Raw genomic sequence first — 13,079 nt, 5'->3', positions numbered from 1 at the left:
CCTTTAGTAAATCGACGGCTCGCCGATCGGCGCGCCGAAATCAGTCTCGAGGAAGTCGAAGTCGCAGCCGTCATTGGCCTGCTTGATGTGCTTGGTGAACATCCAGCCGTAGCCGCGCTCGAAGCGGCGCTCGGGCTGCTTCCAGGCGGCGCGGCGTTTTTCCAGCTCGGCTTCGGGGACGTCGAGATCGATGGTGCGGGCGGCAACGTCGAGCGTGATGCGGTCGCCATTCTGTACCAGCGCCAGCGGGCCGCCGATGTAGGATTCCGGCGAGACGTGCAGGATGCAGGCGCCGTAGCTGGTGCCGCTCATGCGCGCGTCCGAGATGCGCACCATGTCGCGCACACCCTGCTTCACCAGTTTCGTCGGGATCGGCAGCATGCCCCATTCCGGCATGCCCGGCCCGCCCTGCGGCCCGGCATTGCGCAGGATCAGAATGTGATCCTCGGTGACGTCGAGATTGGGATCGTCGACCGCCTTCTTCATCGAGGGGTAATCGTCGAACACCAGCGCGGGTCCGGTGTGCTTGAGGAAGCGCGGCGCGCAGGCGGAGGGTTTGATCACGCAGCCGTCGGGCGCGAGATTGCCCTTGAGCACGGCGAGCGCGCCTTCCTTGTAGATGGGGTTGTCGATTCCGCGGATTACGTCGTCGTTGTGAACTTCGGCACCCTCGATATTCTGAGCCAGCGTCTTTCCGGTCACCGTGATGCAGTCGAGATGCAGATGTGGCTTGATCTGCCCCATCAGCGCCGGCAGGCCGCCGGCATAGAAGAAGTCCTCCATCAGATAGGCATCGCCGCTCGGCCGCACGTTGGCGATGACGGGCACCTTGCGGCTCGCGATCTCGAAATCGTCGAGACCGATGTCCTGACCGGCGCGGCGGGCCTGCGCGATCAGATGGATGATCGCATTAGTGGAGCAGCCCATCGCCATGGCGACCGCAATCGCGTTCTCGAACGCCTTGCGGGTCTGAATCACTTTCGGCGTCAAGTCCTCCCACACCATCTCGACGATGCGGCGGCCGCATTCAGAGGCCATGCGGATGTGATTGGCGTCGGCAGCGGGGATCGAGGAAGCGCCCGGCAGCGTCATGCCGATCGCTTCGGCAATCGCGGTCATGGTCGAGGCCGTGCCCATGGTCATGCAGGTGCCGTAGCTGCGGGCGATGCCGGCCTCGATGTCGAGCCAGTCCTTGTCGGAAATCTTTCCGGCGCGGCGCTCGTCCCAGTATTTCCAGCCGTCGGAGCCGGAGCCGAGCGTCTTGCCCTTCCAATTGCCGCGCAGCATCGGGCCGGCCGGCAGATAGATCGCCGGAATGTTCATCGAGGTCGCGCCCAGCAGCAGCGCTGGCGTGGTCTTGTCGCAGCCGCCCATCAGCACCACGCCGTCGACGGGATGGCTGCGCAACAGCTCCTCGGCGTCCATCGCCAGCAGATTGCGATAGAGCATGGTGGTCGGCTTCAACAGCGATTCCGACAACGACAGCGCCGGCAGCTCGATCGGCAGGCCGCCCGCCATCAGGATGCCGCGCTTGACGTCGTCGACGCGCGACTTGAAGTGCATGTGGCAGGGCTGCGCATCCGACCAGGTGTTGAGGATCGCGATGATCGGGCGGTCCTTCCACTCCTCCGGCGCGTAGCCCATCTGCATGGTGCGGGAGCGATGGCCGAACGAGCGGAGATCGTCGGGCGCGAACCAGCGCGCGCTGCGGAGCTGGTCGGGCGCTATTTTCTTCTTGGTCATGATTGGGTGCCCCATTTCTGCACGGTGTTCCGCTCGATGGCGCGGAAGATCAGGTTCTCGACAAAGAGCCCAATGATGATCACCGTCAAGAGGCCCGCGAACACCGCGGGTATGTCGAGCAGATTGCGGTTCTCGAAGATGAACCAGCCGAGGCCGCCCTGCCCCGAGGACACGCCGAACACCAGCTCGGCCGCGATCAGCGTGCGCCAGGCAAAGGCCCAGCCGATCTTGAGACCAGTCAGGATCGAGCCGAAGGCCGCGGGGATCAGGATCTTTGCCACATAGGGCAATCCGCGCAGGCCGTAATTGCGGCCAACCATGCGCAGCGTGTTGGACACGCTCTTGAAGCCGGAATGGGTGTTGAGCGCGACCGGCCACAGCACCGAGTGGATCAGCACGAAGACGAGGCTGCCATTGCCGAGTCCGAACCAGATCAGCGCAAGCGGCAACAGCGCGATCGCCGGCAACGGATTGAACATCGCCGTCACGGTCTCGAGGAAGTCGGTGCCGATCCGGGTGGAGATCGCGAGCACGGTGAAGATCGCGGCGAGCACGATGCCGGCGGAATAGCCCATGAACAGCACTTTCAGCGACGTCCAGGCCCGCATCGGAATGGTGCCGTCCTTGACGCGGTCGAACAGCGTGATGGCGGTATCGTGCAGCGTCGGGAACAACAGCGGATTGTCGAGAGCGACGCCGTAGGCTTCCCAGACCGCCGCCAGGAACAGGATGATCACCGACTTGCGGACGAAGCCGTCGTTCCACAACAGCTCGAGCACGCTCAGCTTGCGCTCGACCTCGCCCGCGGCTGAACTGGCGGCGGCCGGCTCGGCCCGCAGCAATATCTTGGCTTCGCCCATCAGAGGCTCCTCAGTGCGCGGTGGCTTCGCCGGCGAACAGGAGATCGTGGATCTCCTTCTCCAGCCGGCCGGCGCTGCCGTCCTCGTTCGAAACCTTGTCGACGTCGATCACCTCGGCCTTGACGCGGCCGGGATGCGGCGACAGCAGCAGGATGCGGTTGCCGATGCGGATCGCTTCCGCAATCGAATGGGTCACGAACAGCACGGTGAATTTGGTCTCGCTCCAGAGCTGGAGCAGCTCGTCCTGGCAGGTCCGGCGCGTCAGCGCGTCGAGCGCCGCGAACGGCTCGTCCATCAAGAGGATGTCGGGCTCCATCGCCATGCCGCGCGCGATCGCCACACGCTGCTTCATGCCGCCGGACAGCGTGTGCGGATAGGCATCGACCACGCGGGTGAGGCCGACCTTCTCGATATAGGCCCGTGCCTTGGCCTCGGCGTCCCTGCGCGACAGTTTTCGCGCGGTCAGCAGCGGAAACATGACGTTGGCGAGCACGCTCTTCCAGGGCAGGAGCTGGTCGAACTCCTGGAAGATCATCATGCGGTCGGCGCCGGGACCGTGGATCTCGCGATCGCCGATGGTCATGCGGCCCTCGCTCGGGGTCATGTAGCCGCCGACGGCCTTGAGCAGGGTCGACTTGCCGCAGCCGGAGGGACCGAGCAGCACGAAGCGGTCGGATTTGTCGACCGTGAAACTCACCCTCTCGGTGGCGGTGACGACTGCGCTGGAGGTCTTGTAGCGCAGCGTCACGGAGCTGACGTCGAGCAGCGCCATCAGTTGCCCTTCAGATCGTGCGCGACGGGGAGATAATAGTCCGTCCAGGCCTTGGGCTGGCTCTTCAGCGTGCCGGTCTTGAACAGATGCGCGGCGAACTTCATCGTGCCCTGAGGCTCGAGATTCCACTCCATCATGCCGGGCTCCTTGAGCAGATCGAGCAGCTCCTCGACCGAGGTCTTGTCACCGGTGATCTCCTTGTAGATCTCGACCGCCTGTTTCGTGTCGCTGCGGATCAGGGCCTGCGCTTCCTTGGTCGCGTCGCGCACGGCCTGGATGATCTTCGGATTGGCCTCGGCGAACTTGGTGGTCGTGAAGAATTGCGCCTGACTGAGCGGCCCGCCCATCACGTCGGGCGATGACAGCACGATATGCGCGCCCGGCACGTTCTTCAGCTCCAGGAAGGTGAACGGCGGGATCGAGAAGTGGTTGTGCACCTCATGCTTGGGATTGGACAGCGCCGCATAGGCGTCGGGATGGCCGAGCTGCACGGTGTTTGCGTCCAGCTTCGACCATTGGTCGGCGCCAAAAGCCTCCGCGGCCGCGATCTGCAGCACGATCGCCTGGGTCGAGACCTTGACGGTCGGCACCGCGATCTTGTCCGCCGGGCCAAAGTCCTTGATCGACTTGATGTTGGCGTCGCGGCTGATCAGCGTCATCGGCTGCGCCGAAGTCGCGACGATGCCCTTCACCCCGCCGCGGGTGCGGTCCCAGAGCAACAGAAGATTGCCGGTGCCGGTGTTGAGGATGTCGACGCCGCCCGCGAGCAGCGCATCGGTCTGCGCGCCGCCGCCGGAGAAAGTGATCCATTTGGTGGTGATGCCTGCGAGGCCGAGTGAAGCTGCGTGCTTCTCGATCAGCTTGAGCTTCTCCATGATGTGGCTCGGCATGTAGAAAATGCCGGGCTGGCGCGACAGCGCGATCTCGGACTTCTGCTGCGCACGCGCCGGCGAAGCCGCCAGCACGGTTGCGACGATCAGGGCGATGGCGGCAGCGCCACGCTGGAATTGCTTGATCATAATTGTTCGTTTCCTCCGGCCGCCATTGACGAGCGATCCTGCTGATGCACTAATGCATTAGTGCATCAAAGGCAAGCCTCCCGGAGTTCCTCGCATGGAAACCGCCCATTCCGCGTCCCGCGCGACCGCCCGTCGGGGGGCGCCGCTCGACCGGGCTCGGCAGGCCGCGCCGCAGGTGTTCGAGCGGCTGCGCAACGCCATTCTCGCGCTCGAACTGCCCCCGGGCTCGCCGCTGTCGCGCACCGATCTCGCTGCGCAATTCGGCGTCAGCTCGACGCCGATCCGCGACGCCCTGATGCGACTCGAGGAAGAAGGGCTCGTGGACGTGTTTCCGCAGCACGCGACCGTGGTCAGCCGGGTCGATGTCAGCCGCGCCGAGCAGGCCCATTTCCTGCGCCAGGCGCTCGAGCTCGAAATCGTCCGGCTGCTCGCCGAGCAGCATGACCAGGCCCTGGTCCTCCGCCTCGACCATGTGATCGCGCTTCAGCAGCAGTTCGCCAAGGCCGGCGATTTCGAGAGCTTCATCGCCGCCGACAATGATTTTCACGCCCAGCTTTATGCTGCGGCTGGCAAGCAGGAGCTGTGGACGCTGGTGCGCAGCCGCAGCGGACATATCGACCGGCTGCGCCGGCTGCATTTGCCCTCGCCCGGCAAGGCCCAGAACATCGTCCGCCACCACAAGCTGATCACCCGCGCGATCGAAGCCGGCGACCCCGACGCCGCGCAACAGCATCTGCGCAAGCATTTATCGGGCACGCTCAGCGAGCTCGACAAGATCCGGAGCAATTATCCGGAATATCTGACCGATTAGACAGACCACCAGCCTGGCGAACCCCCTTATGCACGTAACCGTGCATAATCATGCTTCCCTTGGGCGAGCATTCACCGGGCACTCGCGAAGTGCTTGCAGGCCGGGCGGAATCCGCGCAACAATTTCGTCTTTGATGGTTTGATTTGCGGCCGGTGGGGACGTCCTGTCCGGCCCGGAGGAATTCAGACGTGGCCAACATCCTGATCGTGGATGACGACCCGGCCGTTCAAATCACGATCCGGCTGCTCCTGGAGAGGGCCGGTCATCACGTCACGGTCGCGGGCGATGGCCGCAAGGGACTTGCGCTGTTCGAGGCCAGCCGGTTCGACCTCCTGTTTCTCGACATCTTCATGCCCGGCATGGACGGGCTGGAGACAATGCGTCACATCCGGGTGCAGGCTCCGGCCATTCCGATCATCGTCATTTCCGGCCGCTCGATCACGCCGGACGCCTATGCGGAACCGGACTTCCTGAAGATGGCGACCAAGCTCGGCGCGGTGGCAAGTCTGCAAAAGCCGTTCCGGCCTGACGCCCTGCTTGCCGCTGTCGATGGCTGCCTGAAAGCAGGCGCGCCGGAGGGGTCCGATGTCAGCTCCGGCCACCGATGAAGGGCGCGCCGCGGCTCCAGGCCAGACCAGGCGTGGTCATCCGGGAAGCTCTGCGAACATCCGCTTGACCCTCGCAACGCGGCTGGCGATCGCGATGATCCTGCTGGTGGCGGTCACCGTGGCCGCAGTCGGATGGCTCGGCTTTCGCAACACCACGCAAGCGGTCATTCCGCGCGTCCTGGAGCGGGTCGGGGCCCAGTCGCGCCTGCTCGCGGCCAATCTGGAATCCTATGTTGCCGGGGCCCGCGGCGATTTGATCGGCTATCGCTCTGCCGCGGCGATCAATGGCCTGATCCGCGCTCACGTGGCCGGAGGAATTGACCCTTCAGACGGCGTCTCGGAGCAAACCTGGCGCGAGCGTATCGCCACGCGGCTCGCGGCCGAGATCGAGGCCAAACCCATCTACGGGCAGTTTCGCATCATCGGTCTCGACGACGATCAGCGCGAGCTGGTCCGCGTCGACCGCTCTGGCCCGAATGGAACGGCACGGATCGTCCCCAGCGGCGAACTGGAGCGCAAGGGCGAACGAACGTACTTTGAGGACACGATACGCCTGGCGCCGGGCGAGATTTACGTTTCACCCATCGATCTCGCGACCCGCCAGGGAGGCACCACCGCCCTGCACGTTCCGACGCTGCGGGTCGCAACGCCGCTGTTCACGCCGGATGGCAAGCCGTTCGGGATCATCATCGCCAATATCGACATGCGTCCGGCGCTCGACCGCGTCCGCGCGACATCGACCTCGGGGGGCGAAATCTACGTCGTGAATTCGCGCGGCGACTATCTCGTTCATCCGGATCGCACGCGAGAATTCGGCGCATTGCATGATCGTCCCAACGACTGGCGCAAGGACTTTCCGTATTTTGGTGCCTTGACCGGTACGCTGGAGGGATCCACGCGCCTCATGACCGACGGGTCGGGCCGGCCGAGCGGGGCGGCGATCGCGCCGGCGCTGCTCGTGGGCAAAGAATGGGCCGCAGTCATCGAGACAATCCCCGCGCCGGTGTTCGGCCTCGTACCGGCGGCGATTCAAAGAACGTCGTTACTGGTCGGTACCCTCGCTGTCCTCGCCGCGGCCTTACTCGCGGTGCTGCTTGCGCGCTCGCTAACTCGTCCGATCGGTCGCCTGACCGCGGCGGTGGAGGCCATCGGCAACGGACGGCCAGCCGACATCCCCGTCGATGCCAGCGGCGAGACGGGCGTGCTGGCGCGGGCTTTCGCCCAGATGGTCGAAGAGACGCGGGCGAAGACGGCCGCGCTCCAACGCGAGATCGAGGAGCATCGCCGCACCGAGGCCGCGCGAAGCCATCATGCGGCGCGGGAGCGCTTGTTCAGCGCTGCCGTCGAATCGTCCGACGATGCGATCGTGATGCAGACGCTCGACGCCATCATCACGGGCTGGAATCCGGCCGCCGAGCGGCTCTATGGCTATTCGGCGAGTGAGGCGATCGGGAAATCCACCGCGATCATCGTGCCGCCCGACCGCCGCGAGCATGGCAAGGGCTATCTGGCGCGGATCGCGCGGGGCGAGCCGATCGAGCGGTTCGAGACGGTGCGCCTGCGCAAGGACGGCACGCCGGTCGAGATCTCACTCAGCCTCTCGCCGATCAGGGGGCCGTCCGGCGAGATTATCGGCGTCTCCGGGACCGCGCACAGCCTCACCGAGGCGCGGCGGGCCGAGCGGCAGCTGCAGCAGCAGCTCGAAGAGCGCCGGCAGATCTTCGACACCTCGCAGGATCTGATCATGGTCATGGACCCGCGGGGCCATGTCGCGCAGATCAGCCCGAGCAGCGAGACCATTCTCGGCTACCGGCCGGACGAGATGATCGGCCGCAGCGGCGCGGACTTCATTCATCCCGACCATCTGGCACAATCGCGCGAGGACATGCGCGCGATGCGGCGCGGCGAGCGCCCCAAGCTCGGCGACACCCGCTGCTTCCACAAGAACGGGCACGAGGTCTGGCTGTCCTGGCTCGGCAACTGGTCCGAGCAGGCGCAGCGCTTCTTCTTCGTCGGACGCGACATGACGGAAGCGCGGCTCGCGCAGGAATCGCTGCGCGAGAGCGAGCGGCTCGCCCGCAACATCGTCGAGACCTCGCTCGACGCCTTCATCCAGACCGACGAGACCAGCAGCATCCTGAACTGGAACTCGCAGGCCGAGCAGCTGTTCGGCTGGCGCCGCGACGAGGTGCTCGGCAAGAGCACGATCGACCTGATCGTCGCCGAGAGCGAACGCGAAAGGGTCAGGGCCGGCCTGAAGCAATTCCTGGAGAACGAGGGCGACAGGACGCTGAACCGCCGCCGCGAGCTGATGTGCCGCCGCCGCGACGGCAAGGAATTCAAGGCCGAGCTGAGCGTCACCGCGCTGAAGCGCCGCGAAGGCCTGCTGTTCAACGTCTTCTACCGCGACCTCACCGACAAGATCGCCGCCGAGGAGCGCATCCGCCATGCCGAGAAGATGGAGGCGGTCGGCCAGCTCACCGGCGGCGTGGCGCACGATTTCAACAACATCCTCACCGTCATCACCGGCACGATCGAGATCCTCGCGGAAGCCGTCGAGAAGGAGCCGCAGCTTGCGGCCATCACGAAGATGATCGACGAGGCCGCCGCGCGCGGCGCCGATCTGACCCAGCACCTGCTGGCCTTCGCGCGCAAGCAGCCGCTCCAGCCGCGCGAGATCGACATCAACTCGCTGGTGGTCGACACCGCGAAGCTGTTGCGGCCGACGCTGGGCGAGCAGATCCAGATCGAATCGGTGTTCGAGGACGAGAATTGCGTCGCGATCGTCGATCCCAACCAGCTCACCACCGCGATCCTCAATCTCGCGCTCAATGCCCGCGACGCCATGCCTGGCGGCGGCAAGCTGATCGTGGAGACCGGCGCCGCCTATCTCGACGAGGTCTATGCCAGCGGCAACGACGTCCGTCCCGGCCATTACGTGCTGATCGCCGTGAGCGACACCGGCACCGGGATCCCTGCGAACATGCTGACCAGGGTGTTCGACCCCTTCTTCACCTCGAAGGGACCGGGCAAGGGCACCGGGCTCGGGCTGTCGATGGTCTACGGCTTCATCAAGCAGTCCGCAGGCCACATCAAGATCTACAGCGAGGAAGGCCACGGCACCACGATCAAGATGTACCTGCCACCCGGCACGACGCCGACAGCGGTCGGCGAGGGCGTGACGCCGGCGACGATCGAGGGCGGACACGAGACGATCCTGGTGGTCGAGGACGACCGGCTGGTGCGCGACTACGTGCTGGCGCAGCTGCATGCGCTGGGTTACGTCACCTTGCAGGCCGCGAATGCGGCGGAGGCGCTGGCGATCGTTGCCGCCGGCAAGCCGTTCGACCTGCTGTTCACCGACGTCATCATGCCCGGCAAGATGAACGGACGGCAGCTCGCCGACGAACTGATGAAGACACGCCCCGATCTCAGGGTGGTCTACACGTCGGGCTATACCGAGAACGCGATCATCCATCACGGCCGGCTGGATTCCGGCGTCCTGCTGCTGGCCAAGCCTTATCGCAAATCGGATCTCGCGCGGATCATCCGCAAGGCGTTGAGCGCTTGAGGCTTCGTAGCCCGGATGAGCGAAGCGATATCCGGGGCTTTGCAGCAGCGATCCCGGGTATCGCTTCGCTCACCCGGGCTACAACGGCTTCCTACGACGCGCGCTGGGCCGCGGTCATCACGATGCGGATCAGATCGGCGGCGTTGCGCGCGCCGAGCTTTTTCATGATGTTGGCGCGGTGATCCTCGATGGTGCGCGGGCTGATGCCGAGGGTGCGGCCGGCTTCCTTGTTGGACGCACCGGAGGCGAACTGCTCGAGCACCTCGCGCTCCCTGCGCGTCAGCGGCTCGCGCCCGGGGAAGTGCAGCGAGCCGAATTTCGGCGAGGCGTTCTCCGCCTGCCTGCGCGCATAGGCGCCGATCGCCTCGTCGAGCCGGCCGACGATCTCGCTGCCGCGGAACGGCTTCTCGATGAAGTCGAGCGCGCCGCTCTTGATCGCGCCCACCGCCATCGCGATGTCGCCCTGCCCGGAGATCATGAAGATCGGCGCCGGATAATCCTCGCCGTGCAGCTCCTTCAGGATGTCGAGGCCCGACTTTCCGGGAATGTTCACGTCGAGCAGGATCGCAGCCGGTGTGCGGTTTCGCGCGACGGAGAGCAGCGCTGCGCCGTCTGCAAAACAGATCACCTCATAGCCCGCCGCCTTCAACACCATCGACAGGGTGTCGCGAACGGCAGGGTCGTCGTCGACCACGAAGATTTCACCGCGAGAGCTTTGTTCGGCCATGTGCCACATCCAGTTGGCATGAAGGACTCGCGTCCGCGCCAAACCGTTATGGCGTTCGGCGCGGATTCGGCCCACCCGTATTTGTACGGGACATGGACTTAACGCACAAGTAGCGGCAGGGTGCCTAATTGCGGGGTACGGAGAATATCCATGCTAAATTTCGCTGGCACACCCCCGCTCATCGCGATGCCTGAAACTGACAGCCGTCAGTTGATCGCTGCCGATCTTCGCGCCCTGATCACACGGATCGAGAGCAGCATGCGCCTGATCGACGCAGCCATGATGGAAGCTGGCCTGATGGAAATGGGTCTGGCGCACGACGATAACGGCGATCCGGCCGGTTCCGCCGACATTTTCGTGCTCGACGACGTCACGCCGCGCTATGCGACGGCGAGCGCCGCTCTCAACGCCTGCCGGGCGGGCCTCGGCCACGCCCTGCAATGTCTGTCGGAAACCGGCACCCCGGCATAGAGCGAGATCAGCGGCACGCCGGCCGCATCCATCGCATGGCAGCTCCGCAAGTCCTAGGCGCGGTGCCGTTCCACGATCGCGTCGGTGGCGACACCACCCCAGGTGTGGATCGCCGGAAGGCCCATCGCGGTCTTGCCGAGATTGGCGAGGCTGATGCGCAATGCCGCGAGGTCGAGCGGCTTCGGCAGACTCTGGAGCTCGATCCCGACGGACCGGGCGAAGCTGCGGGCGGCGCTGCGGCGCTTGCCGTCCATGCCGCTGATAACGATCACGGCGCCACCGAATTTCGCTGCCGCCATCTCGCGCAGCACGTCGATGCCGTCGCCATCCTCCAGCACGAGATCAAGCGTCACGCAGTCGAAGCGCGCGGCGCGGAGCTTCTCGATCGCATCCGCCACTGACGGCGCCACGGTGACTTCGTGGCCGGCCTGCTTGGCGGCGACCGTGATCAGGCTGCGCTGCGTGGCGTCGTCATCGACCACCAGGAGCTGAAGCGCACGCCGCTCGGCGCCGTCGGGCAGGTTTGAGGAGATGGGGGAAAGAGAACTTCTGGGCATTTCAGTATCCTGAGATTGGGACCATCAATGGATACACGGTTCGCGCTTAGGCCACGTAAAGGCCCTGTCGCGAATTCATTCGGATGTTTTCAGAAAATGTGAAGCAACGGACCGGAAAAGACGGCGACGGATGCGGGCGGATCACGCCGCTTCGTCGCGGCCGCCGGCTGCGCCGCGCTTCTTCCTGTTCTTGCCGCGCAGGAACTGAATGTCCATCTCGGCGCCGTTGACGCGGACCAGCTCGCAGCGGCGGTAGGCGAGGCCCGTGGACGACAACAGCAGGAAGAACTCTTTCAGGTTCAACCCCTGGATCGAGCCTTCCACCGTGAGGATGGCGTCGGTATCGGAGATCGCGTTGAGCTTGCAGTCGCGGCGCCAGGTGCCGTCGATGGCCATGATGCAGACATCGTAGCCGCGACTGAAAGTCACGCGTTCCGTACCCTTGCCATCCTCGGCCATGTCTATCGTCCTGCCATGGCCGCCAGGCGCGGCGCCGCGCCGGCCAGAGCCGGCTTGGCGGCTGCGGCACGCGGATCGTTCGGCTTGTAGAGGCCGCGCCGCTCCGGAATCGGCCGGAACGTATCGGTCAGGCCGACCACGGTTTCGGCCGCGCCCAGCACCAGGAAGCCGTCGGGCTCGATCTGGCGGGCCAGCCGGTTGAAGATGTTGATCTTGGTGTCCTGATCGAAATAGATCAGCACGTTGCGGCAGAAGATGACGTCGAAGGTGCCGAGCTGCGCGAAATCGTGCAGCAGGTTGAGCTGCCGGTGCTGGATCATCGCCCGCAATTCGGGATTGACCTGCCAGGTCTCGCCGGTCTGCTTGAAATATTTCATCAGCATCTGGATCGGCAGGCCGCGCTGCACCTCGAACTGGCTGTAGATTCCGGCCTTGGCCTTCTCCAGCACCTCCTGCGACAGGTCGGTCGCGATGATCTCGATGCGCCAGCCGGTGAGAGCCGCGCTCATCTCCTTCAGGCACATCGCCAGCGAATAGGGCTCCTGCCCGGTCGAGCCGGCGGCGCACCAGATCCGTATGCTGCGGCGGGCGGCCCGCGCCTTGATGATCTCGGGCATGATGGTGTCGCGGAAATGATCGAACGGGACCTTGTCGCGGAAGAAGAAGGTCTCGTTGGTGGTCATGGCTTCGACCACGTCGGTGATCACCGTGCGCGCACCGCCTTGCAGCTTCTGCACGAGCTCCCCGATGCCGGAGAGTCCGGCCTTGCGGGCCAGCGGCAGCAGGCGGCTTTCGATCAGATATTGCTTGTCTGCGGAAAGATCGAGACCGGAATTTTCCTTTAGGAACTTACGCAGATACTCATACTCGGTCGGGGTCACGGATGGCCTCTTCGAAGCTTGTACTGGAACACTCTGGCCTGAATACGCGGGCCAGACACACTCAGACCATGGCTTGTCCGACCGGGATCAAACCTACTTCAGCGAACTTGTCGGCGATGATGTCTTTGTCGAAAGGCTTCATGATGTACTCGTTGGCGCCGCCGCTGAGCGCCTGCGCGATATGCGCCACATTGTTCTCGGTGGTGCAGAACACCACCTTGGGCTGGTCGCCGCCGGGCAGGCGGCGCATGTGGCCCATGAATTCGAAGCCGTCCATCACGGGCATGTTCCAGTCGAGCAGCACCGCATCGGGCAGCTGCCGCTGACAGATCTCGAGCGCCTTCGAGCCGTCCTCGGCCTCGGTAACTTCGAATTCCAGGCCTTCCAGGATCCGGCGGGCGATCTTGCGCACCACGCTGGAATCATCAACCACCAAGCAGGTCTTCATTTTGGTTCTCCGGCTTCGATGTTTCGTTGGCTCACGCAGCCATCTGCACTTTGGTTTCGAGCTCGAGGACGCGATCGACGTCGAGGACGACCATGAGCTGTCCCTCGAGGCGGTGGACGCCGCCGGCGAGCTTGGCCATGCGAGGGTCGAGG

13 protein-coding genes and 1 pseudogene are annotated in these 13,079 nt (G+C 64.8%); 4 read left to right on the top strand and 10 right to left on the bottom strand.

Going from position 1 to position 13,079, the window contains the following annotated elements; translation table 11 throughout:
* Positions 1-3 precede the first annotated feature (3 nt).
* The 4 genes from araD to GGD66_RS13685 are packed head-to-tail and all read right to left on the bottom strand — an operon-like array spanning position 4 to position 4,394.
* Entirely contained in the window at positions 4-1,743 is a 1,740-nt protein-coding gene (gene araD / locus GGD66_RS13700; RefSeq protein WP_183258090.1) for an L-arabinonate dehydratase, read from the bottom strand.
* A complete protein-coding gene (locus GGD66_RS13695) occupies positions 1,740-2,603 on the bottom strand; it encodes an ABC transporter permease (RefSeq protein ID WP_179739756.1) in 864 nt (287 codons plus the stop codon). Before GGD66_RS13695 ends, araD begins: the two co-directional genes overlap by 4 nt.
* A gap of 10 nt (positions 2,604-2,613) precedes the next feature.
* Positions 2,614-3,375 carry an ABC transporter ATP-binding protein gene (locus GGD66_RS13690; protein ID WP_018321609.1) on the bottom strand — a complete coding sequence of 254 codons (762 nt, stop codon included), beginning with the start codon at positions 3,373-3,375 and terminating at the stop codon, positions 2,614-2,616.
* On the bottom strand, positions 3,375-4,394 hold the full coding sequence (locus GGD66_RS13685) for an ABC transporter substrate-binding protein (protein WP_092263098.1): 1,020 nt from the start codon (positions 4,392-4,394) through the stop codon (positions 3,375-3,377). Before GGD66_RS13685 ends, GGD66_RS13690 begins: the two co-directional genes overlap by 1 nt.
* Positions 4,395-4,488: 94 nt before the next feature.
* Here GGD66_RS13685 and GGD66_RS13680 point away from each other — a divergent pair, with 94 nt between their 5' ends.
* From GGD66_RS13680 to GGD66_RS13670, 3 genes are all read left to right on the top strand, one after another.
* Positions 4,489-5,205: a GntR family transcriptional regulator gene (locus GGD66_RS13680; protein WP_183258089.1), complete on the top strand. Its 717-nt coding sequence runs from the start codon at positions 4,489-4,491 to the stop codon at positions 5,203-5,205.
* A gap of 188 nt (positions 5,206-5,393) precedes the next feature.
* Positions 5,394-5,813: a response regulator gene (locus tag GGD66_RS13675; protein ID WP_183258088.1), complete on the top strand. Its 420-nt coding sequence runs from the start codon at positions 5,394-5,396 to the stop codon at positions 5,811-5,813.
* Entirely contained in the window at positions 5,791-9,384 is a 3,594-nt protein-coding gene (locus GGD66_RS13670; RefSeq protein WP_183258087.1) for a PAS domain S-box protein, read from the top strand. The genes GGD66_RS13675 and GGD66_RS13670 overlap by 23 nt, the downstream gene beginning before the upstream one ends.
* 91 nt (positions 9,385-9,475) lie before the next feature.
* On the opposite strand, the gene GGD66_RS13665 is transcribed toward GGD66_RS13670, so the two are convergent.
* Complete coding sequence (locus GGD66_RS13665; protein WP_026202588.1) at positions 9,476-10,111, bottom strand: response regulator transcription factor; 636 nt, start codon at positions 10,109-10,111, stop codon at positions 9,476-9,478.
* Between the two features lie 150 nt (positions 10,112-10,261).
* On the opposite strand from GGD66_RS13665, the gene GGD66_RS13660 reads away from it, so the two are divergent.
* A complete protein-coding gene (locus GGD66_RS13660) occupies positions 10,262-10,582 on the top strand; it encodes a hypothetical protein (RefSeq protein ID WP_183258086.1) in 321 nt (106 codons plus the stop codon).
* 53 nt (positions 10,583-10,635) lie between these two features.
* Here GGD66_RS13660 and GGD66_RS13655 read toward each other — a convergent pair whose 3' ends face one another.
* The 5 genes and pseudogenes from GGD66_RS13655 to GGD66_RS41460 form a co-directional block, all read right to left on the bottom strand.
* Complete coding sequence (locus GGD66_RS13655) at positions 10,636-11,139, bottom strand: response regulator (RefSeq protein ID WP_018321616.1); 504 nt, start codon at positions 11,137-11,139, stop codon at positions 10,636-10,638.
* 141 nt (positions 11,140-11,280) lie between these two features.
* Positions 11,281-11,598, bottom strand: a complete 318-nt coding sequence (locus GGD66_RS13650) for a hypothetical protein (protein ID WP_018321617.1) — start codon at positions 11,596-11,598, stop codon at positions 11,281-11,283.
* 2 nt (positions 11,599-11,600) lie between these two features.
* Positions 11,601-12,479, bottom strand: coding sequence for a protein-glutamate O-methyltransferase CheR (locus GGD66_RS13645; RefSeq protein WP_183238721.1), 879 nt, complete (start codon positions 12,477-12,479; stop codon positions 11,601-11,603).
* Between the two features lie 61 nt (positions 12,480-12,540).
* On the bottom strand, positions 12,541-12,927 hold the full coding sequence (locus GGD66_RS13640) for a response regulator (protein ID WP_018321619.1): 387 nt from the start codon (positions 12,925-12,927) through the stop codon (positions 12,541-12,543).
* A 31-nt stretch (positions 12,928-12,958) separates the two neighbouring features.
* Positions 12,959-13,079, bottom strand: a pseudogene (locus tag GGD66_RS41460) (chemotaxis protein CheW); the annotation flags it as partial.

It is taken from the genome of Bradyrhizobium sp. CIR48, assembly GCF_014198315.1.
Taxonomy (GTDB): domain Bacteria; phylum Pseudomonadota; class Alphaproteobacteria; order Rhizobiales; family Xanthobacteraceae; genus Bradyrhizobium.
Note: the sequence above shows the minus strand (reverse complement) of the source record. Positions and strands in the feature narration are given on the sequence as shown.